This is a genomic window from Rhodopila sp., from assembly GCF_965276935.1.
Taxonomy (GTDB): Bacteria; Pseudomonadota; Alphaproteobacteria; order Acetobacterales; family Acetobacteraceae; genus Rhodopila.
This window is the reverse complement of sequence record NZ_CBDIBS010000003.1, coordinates 1,031,128-1,048,194: the sequence shown is the minus strand read 5'-3', so window position 1 is coordinate 1,048,194 and position 17,067 is coordinate 1,031,128. Positions and strand designations below refer to the sequence as shown.

Annotated in this window: 13 protein-coding genes; 9 read left to right on the top strand and 4 right to left on the bottom strand. The window is 66.1% G+C overall.

The window, feature by feature from the left end; all coding sequences use genetic code 11:
* Nucleotides 1-21 precede the first annotated feature (21 nt).
* The 3 genes from ACQY4S_RS12660 to ACQY4S_RS12650 all read left to right on the top strand — a co-directional run bounded on the left by ACQY4S_RS12660 (nt 22) and on the right by ACQY4S_RS12650 (nt 5,563).
* The gene (locus ACQY4S_RS12660) at nt 22-1,452 is read left to right on the top strand and encodes a lactate utilization protein B (RefSeq protein WP_428485559.1); all 1,431 of its coding nucleotides are present in this window, start codon (nt 22-24) and stop codon (nt 1,450-1,452) included.
* A 14-nt stretch (nt 1,453-1,466) separates the two neighbouring features.
* Nucleotides 1,467-2,126 (top strand): LutC/YkgG family protein, encoded by a 660-nt coding sequence (locus ACQY4S_RS12655; protein ID WP_428485558.1) that lies wholly within the window; start codon nt 1,467-1,469, stop codon nt 2,124-2,126.
* A gap of 308 nt (nt 2,127-2,434) precedes the next feature.
* Nucleotides 2,435-5,563, top strand: coding sequence for a beta strand repeat-containing protein (locus tag ACQY4S_RS12650; protein WP_428485557.1), 3,129 nt, complete (start codon nt 2,435-2,437; stop codon nt 5,561-5,563).
* An 85-nt stretch (nt 5,564-5,648) separates the two neighbouring features.
* Here ACQY4S_RS12650 and ACQY4S_RS12645 read toward each other — a convergent pair whose 3' ends face one another.
* Nucleotides 5,649-6,857: an MFS transporter gene (locus tag ACQY4S_RS12645; protein ID WP_428485556.1), complete on the bottom strand. Its 1,209-nt coding sequence runs from the start codon at nt 6,855-6,857 to the stop codon at nt 5,649-5,651.
* 336 nt (nt 6,858-7,193) lie between these two features.
* Between ACQY4S_RS12645 and ACQY4S_RS12640 the strand changes: the two genes are divergently transcribed.
* From ACQY4S_RS12640 to ACQY4S_RS12615, 6 genes are all read left to right on the top strand, one after another.
* Nucleotides 7,194-9,314 carry an ATP-binding protein gene (locus ACQY4S_RS12640; RefSeq protein WP_428485555.1) on the top strand — a complete coding sequence of 707 codons (2,121 nt, stop codon included), beginning with the start codon at nt 7,194-7,196 and terminating at the stop codon, nt 9,312-9,314.
* Between the two features lie 93 nt (nt 9,315-9,407).
* Entirely contained in the window at nt 9,408-10,487 is a 1,080-nt protein-coding gene (locus ACQY4S_RS12635) for an amidohydrolase family protein (RefSeq protein WP_428485554.1), read from the top strand.
* A gap of 273 nt (nt 10,488-10,760) precedes the next feature.
* Nucleotides 10,761-11,183: a hypothetical protein gene (locus ACQY4S_RS12630; protein WP_428485553.1), complete on the top strand. Its 423-nt coding sequence runs from the start codon at nt 10,761-10,763 to the stop codon at nt 11,181-11,183.
* 256 nt (nt 11,184-11,439) lie between these two features.
* The gene (locus ACQY4S_RS12625; protein WP_428485552.1) at nt 11,440-12,654 is read left to right on the top strand and encodes a cytochrome c; all 1,215 of its coding nucleotides are present in this window, start codon (nt 11,440-11,442) and stop codon (nt 12,652-12,654) included.
* Nucleotides 12,651-13,187 carry a (2Fe-2S)-binding protein gene (locus ACQY4S_RS12620; protein ID WP_428485551.1) on the top strand — a complete coding sequence of 179 codons (537 nt, stop codon included), beginning with the start codon at nt 12,651-12,653 and terminating at the stop codon, nt 13,185-13,187. Before ACQY4S_RS12625 ends, ACQY4S_RS12620 begins: the two co-directional genes overlap by 4 nt.
* Nucleotides 13,184-15,415 (top strand): molybdopterin cofactor-binding domain-containing protein, encoded by a 2,232-nt coding sequence (locus ACQY4S_RS12615; protein WP_428485550.1) that lies wholly within the window; start codon nt 13,184-13,186, stop codon nt 15,413-15,415. The genes ACQY4S_RS12620 and ACQY4S_RS12615 overlap by 4 nt, the downstream gene beginning before the upstream one ends.
* A 128-nt stretch (nt 15,416-15,543) precedes the next feature.
* Here ACQY4S_RS12615 and ACQY4S_RS12610 read toward each other — a convergent pair whose 3' ends face one another.
* From ACQY4S_RS12610 to ACQY4S_RS12600, 3 genes are all read right to left on the bottom strand, one after another.
* Complete coding sequence (locus ACQY4S_RS12610; RefSeq protein WP_428485549.1) at nt 15,544-15,969, bottom strand: YidB family protein; 426 nt, start codon at nt 15,967-15,969, stop codon at nt 15,544-15,546.
* Between the two features lie 59 nt (nt 15,970-16,028).
* Nucleotides 16,029-16,253: a GlsB/YeaQ/YmgE family stress response membrane protein gene (locus ACQY4S_RS12605; protein WP_428485548.1), complete on the bottom strand. Its 225-nt coding sequence runs from the start codon at nt 16,251-16,253 to the stop codon at nt 16,029-16,031.
* A gap of 399 nt (nt 16,254-16,652) precedes the next feature.
* Nucleotides 16,653-17,066 (bottom strand): Rieske (2Fe-2S) protein, encoded by a 414-nt coding sequence (locus ACQY4S_RS12600; protein ID WP_428485547.1) that lies wholly within the window; start codon nt 17,064-17,066, stop codon nt 16,653-16,655.
* Nucleotide 17,067: the final 1 nt, after the last annotated feature.

Below are 17,067 nucleotides of genomic sequence, written 5' to 3'. Positions count from 1 at the left end.
CCCACCCGCCGGAACCACCCCATGCACATCGCCACCTCGCCCGACTTCAAGAAGAACGCGCAGCAGGCGCTGTCCGATCCCGGATTGCAGAAGGCGCTCGCCCGCAGCGGGCCCAGCTTCATTGCCCGCCGCACCGCCGCGGTCGCCAACCTGCCGGAGTTCGAAACCCTTCGCGACGAAGCCCGCGACATCAAGAACCACGCCCTCGCCAACCTGGATTTCTACCTGGAAGCCTATGAGGCGAAGGTCCTGGAATCCGGCGGCAAGGTCCATTGGTGCAGTGACGCCGACGCCGCCCGTTCCGCCGTGCTGGCGATTTGCCAGGCAGCGGGCGCGCGCACCGTGACCAAGGGCAAATCGATGATCGGCGAGGAAATCGCCATCAACGACCATCTGGAAGCCAACGGCATCACGCCGATCGAGACCGACCTCGGCGAATACATCATCCAGCTTCGCCATGAATTGCCGAGCCACATTATCGCGCCTGCTTTCCACCTGAACATGGAGGACTGGGAGGAGGCATTTCGAAAAACCCACACTGACCTGCCGCCTGACCGCGTGTTCGCCGAGCGCCGCGACATCCTGAATGAGGCGCGCACCAAGCTGCGTTCGAAATTCCTTGCCGCCGACGTCGGCATCACCGGCGCAAATTTCCTGATCGCCGAGACCGGCAGCAGCGTCATCGTAACGAATGAGGGCAACGGCGACCTGACCCAGACCCTGCCGCGCGTTCACATCGTGCTGGCCAGCATCGAGAAATGCGTGCCGACGCTGGAGGACACGACCTCGCTGCTGCGGGTCCTGGCACGATCGGCAACCGGCCAGGATTTCTCCGTCTATACCACGTTTTCCACTGGCGTCCGTCGGCCCGGCGACCTCGACGGCCCGGACGAGTACCACGTCATCCTGCTCGACAACGGCCGCTCCGCCATGCTTGGCACCGCGTTCCAGGAGATGCTGCGCTGCATCCGCTGCGCCGCGTGCATGAACCACTGCCCGGTCTATGGCGCGGTCGGCGGCCATGCCTATGGCTGGGTATATCCCGGCCCGATGGGCGCCGTGCTGACGCCCAGCCTGATCGGCGTGGACAAGGCGGGGCATCTGCCCAATGCCTCCACCTTCTGCGGCAAATGCGAGAGCGTCTGTCCGGTGCGCATCCCGTTGCCAAAACTGATGCGGCACTGGCGCGAGCGGGAGTTCGAGCGGCACCTGACTCCCGCGACCACACGCGCCAACCTGCGCATCTGGGGGTTCTTCGCCCGCCGGCCCGCGCTGTATCGCCTGGCGACGCGGGCTGTCGCGAAGAGTCTGGGCCTGCTGGGTCGCAGGCGTGGACGATTTACGTCGATGCCGCTGGCTGGCGGCTGGACCCAGGGACGCGACCTGCCGGCACCCGAGGGTGATACCTTCTTTGCCCGCTATGCCCGCGAACAGCGCGCGGGGCGCATTTGATCGCCAAACAGGCGATGTTGACCGCCATCCGCCGTGGCCTGAGGCGTGGACCGCTGCCGCCGGATCAGGCCGCGATGCTGCGCGATCGCATCGCGCGGCACCCACGCCATCCGATCCCCGCCCGCTCCCGCCTGCCGCACCCGCAACAGGTCGATTTGTTTGTAAATAATGTGGAGAAAGAGTTCGGCACGGTTGCTCGCGTACCGGATCTGGCGTCGGTGCCGGGCGCGGTCGTGGACTACCTGGCGGTGCGGAACCTGCCCGTCCAGGCGGCGATGGCGCCGCATCCCGAGTTGCGCACGATCCCCTGGTCCGACCGCCCGCTGCTGGAAATCCGTATGGGCCGAGCAGAGGCGACCGATGCGGTCAGCGTGCAGCATGGTTTCGCGGGTATCGCCGAGACTGGATCGCTGATGCTGCCCAGCGCGCCCGAACGGCCGACAACGCTGAACCTGCTGGCGGATACCGCGATCGTGGTGCTGCGCGCCTCCGCCATCGTCGGCGCCTATGAGGAAGCCTGGAACCGGCTGCGGACGGAGATCGGCGGCATGCCGCGCAACGTGATGATCGTGACAGGGCCGTCGCGATCGGCGGACATCGAGCAGACGCTGGAACTGGGCGCGCACGGCCCGCGCAATCTGCATGTCGTGTTGGTGGATGATGTGGCGGCGTAGGGTGGTTTTCGATCAGGTCGCTCCAGCTTCAACCCGTCATGGCCGGGCGCGCGCCAGGGCTCGTTCGGGCCATCCTCGCATCAATGGTTGAAGACGGATGGCCGGGACAAGATCCGGCCATGACCAGTTGGTGCGACCTGATCGAAACCCGATCACACGGACGAGTTTCCGCCGGCAGGCCTCCACGATATTCACCCGATCTTAACCAGTATCTGCCATGCCCGCCCGGTTGGACCATGACCATCCCGACCCATTCCGGGACGGCTGCGCCATGACCGGACAAAGGCAACCCTGGCGGATCGGCGGGCATGAGCATTACCTCAGCGAACCACGTCACCTACCTGAGCGTGTCGCAGATCGCCAGTCTCGGCTCGCGAACGATCGCGGCGATGGGAACCGACTTTATCACCGCGCTGACCACGACTCAGGTCCAGGCGCTGACCGCGGCCGAGATCAAGGGACTGACCAACGTGGACCTGATCGCCTTGTCCAGCGACCAGATCGACAGCCTGACGCGCCCGCAGATTGCCGCCCTCGGCACCGCCCAGATTGCCGCCCTGCCGACCGCGACGGTCGCCACGCTGGCAACGGTGCAAGTCGCCGCCCTGCCGATTGCGGGGATCGCCGTTCTCGGCACTGATCAACTAGCCGCGCTGAGTCCGACGCAAACCCGGGCGCTGACGGCGAGCCAGATTGGCGCCTTGACCACCGTGCAGATCGCGTCGCTGTCCACGGATCAGCTTGCCGCCTTGTCGGCTAGCCAGGTTGCCGGGCTGAAACCGGGCCAAGTGCTGTTCCTGGGTTCGGCGCAGGTCGCTGGTCTGACCTCGACCCAACTTGGCGCGCTGAACCCGGTCCAGCTTGGCGCCCTGTCGACAGCGGCCGTGGCCGCGCTGACATCGGCGCAGATCGGCGACTTCGCGACCACCGCGGTTCCGGGCCTGACGGCAACGGCGTTGCGGTCGCTTTCCGACGCCCAGGTTACCGGCCTGACCGCCGGGCAGATCGGCGCGCTGAGGCCGGCGCAGGCCGCCGCCCTGCCGGCAACATTTCTTGCCGCGCTCAATCCCGCGCAGCAGGCCGCGTTGCCCATCGCCGGCATCGCCGCGCTGAACTCGGCTCAGCTTGGCGCCCTGTCCACCGATCAGGCCGACGCGCTGAGCACGGCGCAGGTGGCGGCGATTGCTCCGGCCGCGATCGCCGGCCTATCCACCAGCGCGGTCGGCAGCCTGGGCAGCGCGCAGGTCGCCGCGTTGACCGCCGCGCAGGCCGCCGCCCTGACCACCGCGCAGGTCGCCGCATTGAGTTCGGCCCAGGTCGGGTCCCTGACGACGGCACAACTTGGCCGGCTGACCGCCGCGCAGGTCGGTGCCCTGTCCACCACGGTCCTGTCCGCCTTAAGCTCCACGCAGATCAGCGCCTTGCCGGTCACCGGCGTCGCCGGCCTGGGCACGGCAGGTCTCGGCATCCTGTCCAGCAGCCAGATCGCCGGGTTATCGCCCGCCCAGGTAACCGCCCTCAAGGCCGCGCAGGTCGCCGTGCTATCGCCCGCCGTGCTCAATGACTTCAGTTCGGCGCAACTGCGTGGGCTGTCGAATGTGGAAATCGGCGCACTGACGTCGACCCAAATCGCTGGACTGGCGGCATCCCAGTTCGCCCAACTGGCGGCGACCCAACTTGCCGCTCTGGGATCGGCGCAGACCGCGGCGGTGCCAGGCGCCAGCCTTGCCGCGCTGTCCACGGCTCAGATCGCCGCCCTGTCCGCAACGGCTGTCGCCGGCCTCGGCACCGGCGCGATCACCGCTTTCGGCACGGCGCAGGTCGCCGCGCTGAGCCGCACGCAGCTTGCCGCGGTCGCCACAGCCGGTATCGCAGCTTTGTCCACTGCCCAGATCAACGTGATTGCCGCCACCGCCCTGAGCGGTCTGAGCAGCGCGCAACTTCAGGTCCTCAGCGTCCCTCAGGTGGGCGCGCTGACCACGGCTCAGGTGCAAAGCCTTGGCGCGGCGCAGATTGCCGCGCTGCCGACCGCGGACACCGCCGGGCTTTCGGCGACGCAGGTGGCCGCGCTGTCGGCGGCTGGCGTGTCGGGTCTGGCCGCCGCCGCGACCAGCGCCTTCGGTTCAGGTCAGATCGCCGCGCTGGGAACCGCCCAGATCGCCGCCTTGGGCACCGGGAACGTCGCGGCCCTGACGACCGACCAGTTCGCCGGATTCTCGACCGGCCAGCTTGGCGCGCTGAAGGCGGCGCAGGTCGCCGCGATCCCGTCAGGTACCGTGACCGGCTTCACCACCATGCAACTTGCCGCGCTGTCCGCCGCCGCGATCGCCGGTCTTTCCACCTCCTCGATGGCCGGCTTGAACACGGCCCAGTTCACCGCCCTGACCAGCGGCCAGCTTGCCGCGCTGACCGCTGGACAAGGCGGCGCGCTTTCGGCCGCCTCGGTCGGTGCGCTGACCGGCGTGCAAATCGCCACATTATCGATGGCCAGCATCGGCGGCCTGACGACAGGCGGGCTGGCGGGCCTGAGTGCTAATCAGCTTGACGCGCTGGCGACCGCGCAGGTGCGTGCGCTTGGGTCGGCGCAGGTGGCGGCGCTGTCGTCCGACCAGATCGCCAGCCTGTCGGACACGCAGTTCCAGGCGCTGGCGGCGGCCGGCGTCGCCGGCCTGGATGTCACGGTGACAGCGACGGCAGGCCGGGTCGGCCTGTTCGGCGCCAGTCAGATCGCCGGCTTTGGGTCGGCGCAGGTGGCGGCGCTGTCCAGCGCGATCATCGGCGGGCTGACCACCAGCCAACTCGGCGGATTCTCAGCCGGCGCCATTGCTAGCCTGGCGACGGCAACAGTGGCCGGTCTGGGCACCGAGGCCAGCGCGCTGACCGGGACCCAGCTTGGCGGCTTCAGTTCGGCGCAGGTCGCCGCCTTGTCCACCGCTGCCGTCGCCGCGCTTTCGGCCGGCCAGGTCGGGGCATTCTCCTACTCCGGTATACTCGGTCTCAGCACCCCACAAGCGGCGGCCCTGTCGGCGCAGCAGATCGGCGCCTTGACCACGATCCAGTTACTGGCGTTCGGCACGGATCAGGTCGCCGCGTTGGCGGCGAACCAAATCGGCGGGCTGACCTCGGCGCAGGTCGGCAGTCTTTCGGCGGCGCAACTCGCGGTGTTGACGACCGCGCAGGTCGGCGACTTGGGGACCGACTTGGCCGGGCTGCTTTCGGCGCAGATCCCCAGCCTGTCCACTGCCGACGTGGCCGCGTTGTCGACTGACGCCTACGCGGCGCTTGGCGTCTCCGCGGTGCAGGCGCTGTCCGCCGTGCAGGTTGCCGCGCTGACCACCACGCAGCTTTCCGCCACGGCTGCCACCATGGCTGCCGCCTACAGCCATACCCAACTACTGGAGATGACGCAGGCGCAATTGTCGGCGCTGTATGGCTAGAGTCTTCGGCGCTGTATGGATAGAGTCTGAACGGGGTCTATAACTTGAACCGGCCGAGACGGAACCCGGGTCGCTTGCCGTCGCGTCACCGTCGCGACGGTGGCAGCGCCAGCAGCACAGCAGATGCCAGCGCGCAACCGGCAGCGACAATGTAGCTTAGTTCATATCCCCCCAGCGCGGTGACCGCCACACCGAACACCGGAGGGACTGCCATGCCGCCGGCAAACAGGATCGCGGTGCCAAGCCCGGTTGCCTCGGTCCGTCGTGCGCCACCCAGGGCGGCATATTCCGCATAGGCGACCCCGGTGTAGCCGCCGGTGGTGCAGCCGGCTAGCAGCGCATTCGCCAGGATCGCCCATGTCGGCCAGCCGCGTGCATACAGCGCCGTCAGCACCGAGGTCACTGCCATTCCCGCGCCAAGCGCCGCCAGGGTCTGCGCCGGCGTCAGGAACCGGTCGGCGATCCAGCCCCAGATCGGCCGGCTGACCGAGCCGGCGATCTGGTACGCTGCCAGCATCTGGCCGGCGCGTACCAGGTCCAGCCCAACCGTGGTTGTCAACTGCACTGTCATGAATGCCACCAGGCACAGCGACAGGCCGGCATAGACGAAGGCGGCGACCGACAGCCGGCGAAAGCGCTGATCGCGCAGCAGCGCGAACGGCTGCACCAGGGTGCGGCCGAAGACGCGCCGCGTTGGCTCGCGGTCGATATCCCAGCGTCGCCGGGGGAACTCCATCAGCACGATCAGCAGCAGGATTGGGCCCAACTCGGCCATCAGGGCCGCGCGCCAGCCGATTGCCAGGGTCAGCGGCGGCAGGATCAGCGCCGCCAATACGCCGCCCAGCGGCACGCCGATCTGGCGCAGCGACATCACCAGATTGAATACCGGCTGCGGTGTCTGCGGCACCAGCAGATGGGTGCTGGCCGGGGCGGCGGCGCCATAGCCCAGACCCAGCACCACCGCCGCCAATGCCAGGCCGGTAACGCCGGAGCCAAGTCCTGCCAGCAGCAGCATTCCCGCCGCCGCCAGCAACACTGCCTGCGTCGCCCGCACGCCGCCATAGCGCCGCACCAGACCGGGCGAGACCAGCGCCGACAGGATGCCGACGCCATAAGCCGCGGCGACGAAACCGCCTACCAGCGTACCGTTTACGTGCAGGTCCCGCGCCACCTCGGGCGCCACGGCCGGCAGCGAATACATCGCCATCGTTGCCAGCGTCTGCACCGCCAGGGTCGCCAGCAGGGGCCATACCGGCATCGAACGGAGCAGGCCGAGCGTCGAGTCAGGCTTCATCCGCCGCACCTTATGCATCGGCAAGCTCGATGGTTCGGCGGGCGCGCATCGGCCGGTTCATGCATGGCGATGGGAACAACGGCCACGGAACCACGGTGGACCAGCTCTGGTGGCGCCGGGTAAAGATGCCGCTGCGGACCGCTTCAACAAGTTCTCACGATTACGTGTCATGATAATCCAGCTTATCCCACGGCAGCATTTGCGCGGCCACGACAGCCCATATACTTTTTGGTCCCGGGTTCTAGCAGAGATGAACACGTGCGGCTGCCCGGAGCGAATGCGAGCGCGATTGGATCGCTTCGAGTGTTGCTCGCGGCGTCGGTAACCCTGCCAATCATGGTTTTAATCACCCTGTCATGGCTGAATTACCGCGGCATCATCGCGGAGGCTCGGCATGACCTTGAACGAACCGGCGAGGTGGCACGGGAAAATGTCGGCAAGGTCTTCGACAGCCAGAGCCAGCTTGTCGACTATGTTAACGACCTTGTCAGCAACCTGAGCGAAGCGGGCATCATCGCCAACGAGTTCCCGTTGCATCAGGTGCTGGTTCGGATGGTCTCCCGGCTACCTGATGTCGTGAGTGTCATGGTCGTGGCCAGGGACGGCAAACCGCTGGTGAATGCCGGCAGTTATCCAATTCGCCGTGACGTCGATCTGCGTGACCGAGACTACTTCAAGGCCTTGATCGGCGGCCAAAACGGGCTGTTTGTCAGTCGGCTGCAGACCGGCCAGATCTACCAGCGGCCCTTTTTTGGGCTGGGACGCCAATGGACCGCGCCGGACGGAGCGATCAAGGGAATCATTGATGTCGCCGTATCTCCTGAATTCTTTTCCAATTTTTACCGCGGACTGCTGCGGGAGGCGGGCAACGACCTTGACGGCAAGGTCATCACCCTGCTGCGCGACGACGGTGAATTCCTGGCTCGCTATCCGCGATACGATGGACCGCCGCTGCCTGCCAGTGCAGCCGCCACATTCCTGGCCGCCATCAAGAAATCGCCTGATGGAGGGACCTACGAACGCAACAGCCTGATCGACCGCACGCATCCGCTGCGCCTGTTCGCCTACCGCAAGGTGCGCGGCTATCCGCTGTACGTTGCCGCCGGACGCTCATGGAGCGCGATCATGGCGGAGTGGCGCCGCGCCGTGCTGATCCGTCTGCTGATCGGAATACCGATCACCATGGTGCTGTTCGGCCTTGCGAAGACCGCGCTGTCCCGCGCGATCAGCGAGGAGCAGGCGCTTGCCCTGGCGCGGCAGGAGATCGCGCGGCGGGAGATCGCGGAACACACGCTGCTGCGGTCACAACGCCTGGAGGCGGTCGGCCAGTTGACGGGCGGCGTCGCACATGACTTTAACAATCTGCTGACGGTCATCCTTGGCAACGCGGCGATGATCGATCGGCGCCCGGATGACCCGGCCAGGGTTCAGCGCCTGGCCGCCGGCATTCAACTTGCCGCGAAGCGGGGGGCGGAGATTACCCAGCAGCTCCTCGCCTTCGCCGGTCGGCAGATTGTCAGGCCGCAGATGATCTGCCTAAACGACCGCTTGACCGCATTCAAGCTGTTGCTGGACCGCGCCGCCAGCGAGGCCGTGCAGATCGTGTTCGATCTGGATCCCGCGCTTGAGCCGGTCAGTATCGATCCAGGACAGTTCGAGTCCGCCATTCTCAACCTGGTCGGGAATGCCAGGGATGCGATGCCGAATGGCGGCATGGTGAAGATCGCCACGCGCAATGTGAGCGGTGGCGATCGGCCGGCACCAGGATCGGCATCCAGGGCGACATCACCTGAAGTGCCGGAACCCAGCCTCCGCGGGCTCGGCGTGCGCGTCACGATCTCGGATACTGGCAGCGGCATGGACCAGGCGACCATGGCGAAGGCGTTCGAACCGTTCTTTACCACGAAGGATGTCGGCAAGGGAACCGGACTGGGCCTGAGCCAGGTCTATGGTTTCGCCAAGCAGGCAGGTGGCAGCGTGCGCATCGCCTCCGTTCTGAACAAGGGGACCAAGATCGAGATCACCTTGCCGGTCACAGGGCGGATGGTCTTCGACAACGATGCCGAACCCGCCAAACCCGTGGTTCCGCGAAATGCCCGCGGCAAGGTTGTGCTGGTCGTGGAAGACCAGCCAAGTGTGCTCGATACGACGGTGGAGACGCTGCACGAGCTGGGATTTGCGACGCTGGCCGCCACCAATGGACGTGACGCGCTGGAACGCCTGCGGAAATCAGATCAGGTGGATCTTCTGTTCACGGATATCGTGATGCCGGGCGGCATCAATGGCGTTCAACTGACGAACGAGGCAAAGCGGCTGCGTCCGGGCCTCAGGGTCGTGCTGACATCGGGATACAGCGGGACGGCGGGTGCCGACCCGCCAAGGAACGTTCCGCTGCTGATCAAGCCGTACAGCCGCGACCAATTGCTGAGGCAGTTGCAATCTACTTTCCAGCGGTAGCTCAAGTTGCCAGCGGCCTGATGCTGATCATCATCAAGAAGCCGGCCGGCGGGTACACTCATACGACAGGAACAAAGCCGAGATGGATTTGAAATGAGCGTTTCTTTTCTTGGTGGTTTGGCAGTCGATGTGCATACGCACGTCTATTCGAATCGCTATATCACTTTGTTGCAAAACAGGACGGCTGTTCCGCGCATCGTGACCCGCGGTGGACAGGATCGAATGCTGATCCTGCCCGGCGAGGACACCGACGCCAGCACCAGTTCCGGCCGGCCGATCGGCAGCGAATACTGGGATGGCGCGCGAAAGCTGGCGTTCATGGACGGGCACGGCATTGCCGTATCGGTCGTCAGCCCCGCCAATCCGTGGCTGGACTTCTTGCCGGCGGCTGATGCCGGCCCAGCGGCCGTCGACATCAATGAAGATATGGAGGCATTGTGCGCGGGCAGCGGCGGTCGCCTGTACGGCATGGGTCTGCTGCCACGCGACCCGATGACCGCGGCGGCCGAACTCGGCCGGATCGCCCGCCTGCCGCATCTGCGCGGTGCGGCGATCGGCACCACCGGCGCCGGCAAGGGTCTGGACGATCCGGCGCTGGACCCGGTCTGGGCGGCCGCGGAACGCAACGGACTGATGCTTTTCGTCCATCCGCATTACGGGCTGGGCAACGAGGTAATGGGCGGCTACGGCCATGCGATGGCCCTGGCACTGGGCTTTCCGTTCGAGACGACCACCGCCATCACACGGCTGATCCTGGGCGGCACGCTCGACCGGTTTCCTGGGCTGAAGCTGATGGTCGCGCATGCCGGCGGCGTGCTGCCTTATCTGGCGGGGCGGCTGGATGCCTGTGTCGCCGGCGATGCCCACTCACCCGTGCGGTTGCGCCATCCGCCGAGTTCCTATCTTCGCATGATGCACTACGACGCGATCGGCTATCAGATGCCAACGCTGTCCCTGCTGATAGCGCTGGTGGGCGCCGACCGGCTTCTGTTCGGCACCGACTATCCGTTCTTTCCGCCGCATGTCGGCAACGCCGAACTGGATACCGCGACCTGGCATAGTCCAACCGTGCACCGGGCGATCCTTCAGGAACTGGAGCCGCAAACCGCATCGGCGATCCTGCGTAGCAATGCGATGAATACATTTGGTCTTGCCGTGCCGGCCAGTGCCTGAGACGCAGGCGATCAGGTCCCCCCTTTGTTCGTCAGGAACTTGCGCTCGAAACCACCCAGGCGATTGCTGATGGGTTCGCGGCGCTGATCGGCTTTACCGACCGTCTGCTACTGGATAATACGAGTCCATTCGCTTGACGCTTACCGGAAGCGCGCTTCGCCACCTTGCCGAACCGGACCCCAACAACACCTGCCGTCTTGAGGCATTGCAGGCGCAGGCGGCGGAGAACACACGATCATGAGGATAAGACCGGCAAGCGCTCTGACAATCAGCATGATCGTGCTCAGCTTGGCCACAGCGGTTTTACCGGGATGCACGCTCGAGCAGATAATGATTGGTCAGTGGTATCATATCTCTACCCCACGGTCAGGTGCCTGTCCGAGTCTTGAGTGGCAGTTTGTCGTTGATCCTCAACGATCCATCGGCGGATATCTGTCTGGTGACGGACAACAGTGGATAGCCAATCTGTCCGGCCGGCTCAACGCGGATGACAGCTTTCAGATCACCGCCACGGACCTGACGGGGAATCGGACGGCCAACGTGACGGGACAATTCACCTCGCAGGTAAGCACGATTTCCATCCATGGCGATGCGGCCGGCAGCGGTTGTGACGGACAGACCTTCAAACTGCGGCTGGGAGGTTACTTCTCGTTTCCCGGCGGTGGCGGCGGTGGCGGTGGCGGTGGTGGCGGTTGAAATGGCTAGTGCCGATGATTGTCGAGCGTCGTGACCAGTGTAGCTTGACGAGGCGCGGGTCGCCGGATGATACGGTCCAGGATAATTCCCGCTGGACGCACTGCCGGAGCTGTCCGCATTGTAGTGCCTTCACGCTTGGGCCAATTCACGCAAGTTCATGTTGGTGCCTTTGTCCACGCTTCATGACACGACGAGCGGCTGGTAAGCGCGCATGGTCCGGTCCTGGCGCCTCCGTGGCACAATTCTGGTCGCAGCCGTGCTCATCGTCGCCGGGTGGGCGACGGTCTGGCACCCTGCCATTTCCCGCATCGCGCGCCCGGACGACAGCGCCTTCCAGCCGGACCGGATCGCACGCGGTGCTGAACTGGCGGCGATTGGTGACTGCGCCGTCTGCCACACCGCCGACGGTGGCCGTCCCTATGCCGGCGGGCGCGGCATCCCGACGCCGTTCGGCACCGTCTATGCCACCAACATCACGCCGGACCCCAGGACCGGGATCGGCACCTGGTCGGAAGCGGCGTTCCGACGCGCGATGCGCGACGGGATCGACCGTGCCGGACGCCATCTTTACCCGGTGCTGCCCTATCCGCATTTTACCCGCGCGAGCGACGCGGACATCGCCGCGATGTATGCCTTTCTGATGACCCGCGCGCCGGTCCGTCAGACGCCGCCGCGCAACCGCCTGCCGTTCCCGCTGAATAACCGGATCCTGCTCGCCGGCTGGAACCTGCTGTATCTGCGCCCTGGTCCCTGGCAGCCTGACCCGGCGCATGACGCCGACTGGAACCGCGGCGCCTATCTGGTGGAGGCGATCGGCCATTGTGGCGCCTGCCACACGCCGCACAACGCCCTCGGCGCCGAACGCGGGGCGCTGGCGCTGGGCGGCGGCGAAGCGGAGCATTGGTATGCGCCGGCGTTGCAGGCAGCCTCCCCGGCACGCGACCCATGGACGCGCGATGCGCTGGCGACCTACCTGCGCACCGGTTTCCAGGCCCAGCACGGCGCAGCGGCCGGCCCGATGACAGCGGTTACCGAGGAACTTGCCCAGGTGCCCGAGGCGGACATCCGCGCCATCGCGCGCTACATCGCTTTCTTTATGCCGAAAGCCGCCCCTGAGCCGCCGCATACCCGTACCAGCGGCGACCAACCGGCAGCCGCGATGTTCGCCGGCGCCTGTGGCGGATGCCATGCCGCGGATGCGCCAATGACGCGCAGCGGGGCGCCGCCGTTGTCGTTTGGCACCGCGGTCAACGCGCCGACGCCACAAGACGTGATCGAGATCATCCTGCACGGCATTCCGTGGCGTGAGGGAAAAGCCGCCCCTTACATGCCGGCGTTCGGCGATGCGTTGACCGATGCGCAGGTCGCTGACCTTGCCGGCTATGTGCGGGCGCACGACAGTGACAAGCCGCCGTGGACCGACCTGCCGGCCGCGGTGGCACGGGCGCGACAGGGCGGAGGCGCATCATGATCAGGCTGCACCTGAACGGGCAGGATCGAGACATTGGGTCTGATCCGGATACCCCGCTGCTGTATGTGCTGCGCGACGAGCTTGGTTTGAACGGCTCCAAGTTCGGCTGCGGGCTTGGCCAGTGCGGCGCCTGCACGGTGATTGTCGACGGTAAGGCGGTGTTTTCCTGCCTGATGCCGGTCGCGCTGCTGGCTGGCCGGCGTGTCCGCACCATCGAGGGGCTTGGCTCGCCTGCCTCGCCCAACGCGGTGCAACGCGCCTTCATTGCTGAGCAGGCGGCGCAATGCGGCTACTGCATCGCCGGCATGGTGATGCGGGCGCAGGCGCTGCTGGAGCATAATCCGCATCCGTCCGAGCGGGAGATCCGCGAAACCATGGCGGTCAACCTGTGTCGCTGCGGCACCCATATGCGTATCCTCGCAGCCGTGCGGCAAGCCGCGGCGGGTCAGCGGTCCGCGGGGCTGGATCAGGCGGCGCTGGCGCAACCAACGGTGCCTGGTTTGGCTGCGGCCGGCGTGAGCGGGAAGCCGTGAACGCCCTGCTGTCGCGCCGCGCGCTGCTGGCAGCCGGCGGGGGCCTGGTGGTCTCGTTCTCCCTGCGTGGCGCCAGCGCGGCGGAGCAGGGCGGAACGCCGCCGCCGGCGACCACCACGCCGCTGCCAGGCAGCCTGAAGGAGACCCCGCTGCTCGACGCCTGGATCCGCGTTGGGTCGGAAGGCCGGATCACCGTGTTCACCGGCAAGGCCGAGCTGGGGCAGGGGCTGAAGACAGCCTTGCTGCAGGTCGCGGCGGAGCAGCTCGACGTGCCGACCGGAGACATCGAGCTGGTCACCGCCGATACCGCCGCGACGCCGAACGAGGGCTTTACCGCCGGCAGCCACTCCATGCAGGACAGCGGCACCGCCATCATGAATGCCGCCGCGCAGGTTCGGGCGCTGTTGCGCGATGCCGCCGCCGCCACATTCGGCGTCGCCGCGGAAACGCTGGTGACCGCGGGGGGCGTGGTGCGTGCGCCGGACGGGCGCAGCCTGGGTTACGGTCCATTGGCGGCGAAGCTGGCGCTGCACGTCCAGGCGCAGCCAACCAGCCCGTTGAAAGATCCGGCGACATATCAGGTGATGGGCACGCCGGTGCCGCGGGTCGACATCCCGGCGAAGGTGACCGGCGCCGCCGCGTACGTGCAGGACCTGCGCCTGCCGAACATGTTGCACGCCCGGGCGGTCCGTCAGCCGAGTGTCGGCGCGAAGCTGCTCGATTTCGATGCCGGGCCGGTGGAGCGCATGCCTGGCGTCGTGCGGGTGGTGCGCGAGGGCAGCTACCTGGCTGTCGTAGCCGAGACGGAATGGCAGGCGATCAAGGCGATGCGTGCGCTGGCCGCCGCCGCGCGGTGGCAGGAAACCGCGAGCTTGCCGAATGAGGCGAGCGTGCTCGACACGCTGCGTGCGCTGCCGGCGCGCGACATTCCCGTGCTGAACTGGTCGGCCCCGGCCGAACCGCCGGTGAAACGGCTGACCGCGCGTTACACGCGTCCCTACCTGATGCATGGCGCGATTGGTCCATCCTGCGCTCTGGCGCGGTTGGCGGATGGCGTGATGACGGTCTGGACGCACACACAGGGGGTGTTCCCGCTGCGTGGCGCCCTGGCGCAGCTTCTGGGCCTGCCGTCCGAAGCGGTTCGTTGCATTCATGTCGAAGGGTCCGGCTGCTACGGCCATAATGGCGCCGACGACGTCGCCGGCGACGCGGTGCTGATCGCCCGTGCCGTGCCCGGCCGGCCGATCCGCGTGCAATGGATGCGTGAGCAGGAGCATACCAGCGAACCCTACGGTCCGGCGATGATCGCCGAGGTCGCGGGCGCGATCGACAGGGACGGGAGCATCGTTGACTGGAACTATGAGGTCTGGAGCAACACGCACAATCGCCGGCCGAACGTCGGCGGTCTGATGCTGCAGAACGCCGCGTTGCCTAATGCCCTGCCGGTTCCGCCGCCGGCGCCGATCCCGATGCCGGAGGGCGGTGGGGATCGGAACAGCAACCCGATCTACGCCTTGCCGAATGCGCGCGTGGTGTCGCATTTCATTCCGCGGATGCCGCTTCGTGTCTCCGCGCTGCGCTCTCTGGGCGCCTACTTGAACGTGTTTGCAATTGAAAGCTTCATGGACGAGCTGGCACAGGCTGCCGGTGTCAATCCGGTTGCATTCCGGTTGCGGCATCTGACTGACGAACGGGCGAAAACGGTGATCGAGACAGCCGCCGCCAAATTCGGCTGGCCGAATGCCCCGCCGCGCTCGACGGAGGAGGGCCGCGGCTTTGCCTTCGCCCGCTACAAGAACCTGGGGGCCTATTGCGCGGTCGCACTGACGCTTCGGGTGGAGCATGAGACGGGGCAGATCCGCCTCGGGCGCATTGTCGCCGCGGTGGATAGCGGGCAGCCGATCAATCCCGACGGCATCCGCAACCAGATCGAAGGCGCGATCGTGCAGTCCGCGAGCTGGACGCTATATGAGATGGTTCGGTTCGACCAAGAGCGCATCACCAGCACAGACTGGAGCGGCTATCCGATTATGCGCTTTCCGGCAGTGCCGGAGTCGGTCGAGGTGCATATCGTGCCGCGTCCGGGCCAGCCGTTTTTAGGCACGGGGGAGGCAGGGCAGGGTCCCACTGCCGCCGCGATTGCCAACGCGGTCCGCGATGCGACGGGCGCTCGGCTGCGCGATCTGCCGCTGTCGGCGGCGCGGGTGAAGGCGGCGGTCGGAGTGTGATGCCAGCGCGTTCGAGACGACTTGTTGTTTGACGGATCACGTCCGTCCGGTGATGGCGAGAAGTAAGCCACGCAGCTGGGCCTGGACTGGGTTTCGCAATGCCGCGCCAGGTGGCACGTTGTCGGCTCTTATCGCGTCGTGCCGGCCCCACCGAACAGCCGGCCGATCAGGCCAGACAGGTCCGTAGTCTGGGCTGGAACCTGTCCCCCCGGCGTCGCATGGTCGATCACATGAGGCAAAGCTTGTGCAAGCACGTCACGCATGGCATCCGGCGTTGTTCCTGCCTGCTGCGCCCAACCTTCAATCTGATTCTGTGAAAAGACCTGTCCGACCTGGTTGCCTGAAACGGGCGCATTCTGCCCGGTTCCCACCCAGGATTGCACCGGCTGCCCAAGGCCCGCCGACTGGAATTTCGAAATGATCGCCGCAACGCCTTGCTTATCGCCGTCCTTGACCGAGAGCACCTGTTGCAGAATGCCGGCAATCGGCGAAGCCTGACCCTGCTGGCCGCCGCCAAGCACGCCCTGGAGCATCTGACCAAGAAATCCACTCATCGCGAAGCCTCCGGGGTTGATAATTGATACGAGCCAGATAATCCGGCGCCGCAATGCGGTCAGTTTATTCTGCGATCACCCGGAATGCCGTTGTTGGCGCGGTTGCGAACAACCATACGATAGATGGCAAGAATGATGATCGCGCCGACCACTGAACCGATGAACCGCGCGCTCTGCTCACCATGATACCAGCCCAGCGTCCGACCCAGCCAGGTCGCCACGACCGAGCCGCCGATGCCAAGCAGGATGGTGACGATGAAGCCGCCTGGGTCACGTCCCGGCATGATGAGTTTCGCAACCGCGCCCGCAACGAACCCAATAATGATAGCCCAAATAAATCCCATTTTTCGCCGCGCCCTTCCAGGCATCCAGCGTGCCCTGCTCCACCTAACAGGATTATCCGGCGCATGGCATCCTGGAACCGGCGGTATTCCTGGGTGTCACAACCATTTTACAAAAGTCATAGGCAACTGCTCCGAGTTCTATCGCAAGTAAGCTCGCGTTACGCCGATCCAAGGTCTGGTCTCAGGTTGCTCTTGTTCTTCTGCATCAGAGCAAGATCGCGCGGCTTGAGAAACGTGGCGCACCGCTGCGCACGACGCGTTCACTGACACCACAACCTGCATGCGTGGGGATTGATTTGATTGGCTACAGGCGTGCAGACAATGCTCGACGGCTGATGCCTACACCGTGACGACAACATAGTTTTCCTCAACCGCCACCTGCACCGACTCCGCAACGAAAGGGCCTTCCACGACCGCCTTGCCTGGCTCGACCGCCACATTGAACGCGCGCGCCTGAACGCTGTTCGGGTCGCACAAGGACTGGCCCGTTCGGATGTCAAACTCCCAGCAATGCCAGGGACAGCGGATCATCTCGCCAGGGCGGGTCAGCCGGTATTCCCCAGGGACGGGTGCCACCAGCCGGCTGACGATTTCGCCGCGGCATAGCGGCGCGCCCTGGTGGGGGCAGCGGTTGATCAGGCCGTAGAAGGTTTCGCCGACCCTGAAGATGCCGATCTCCCGTCCCTTCACCGTGACGATCTTGCGGCTGCCCGTTGGTATCTCGTCGGCCCGGGCGACGACGTGCCGGCTCATG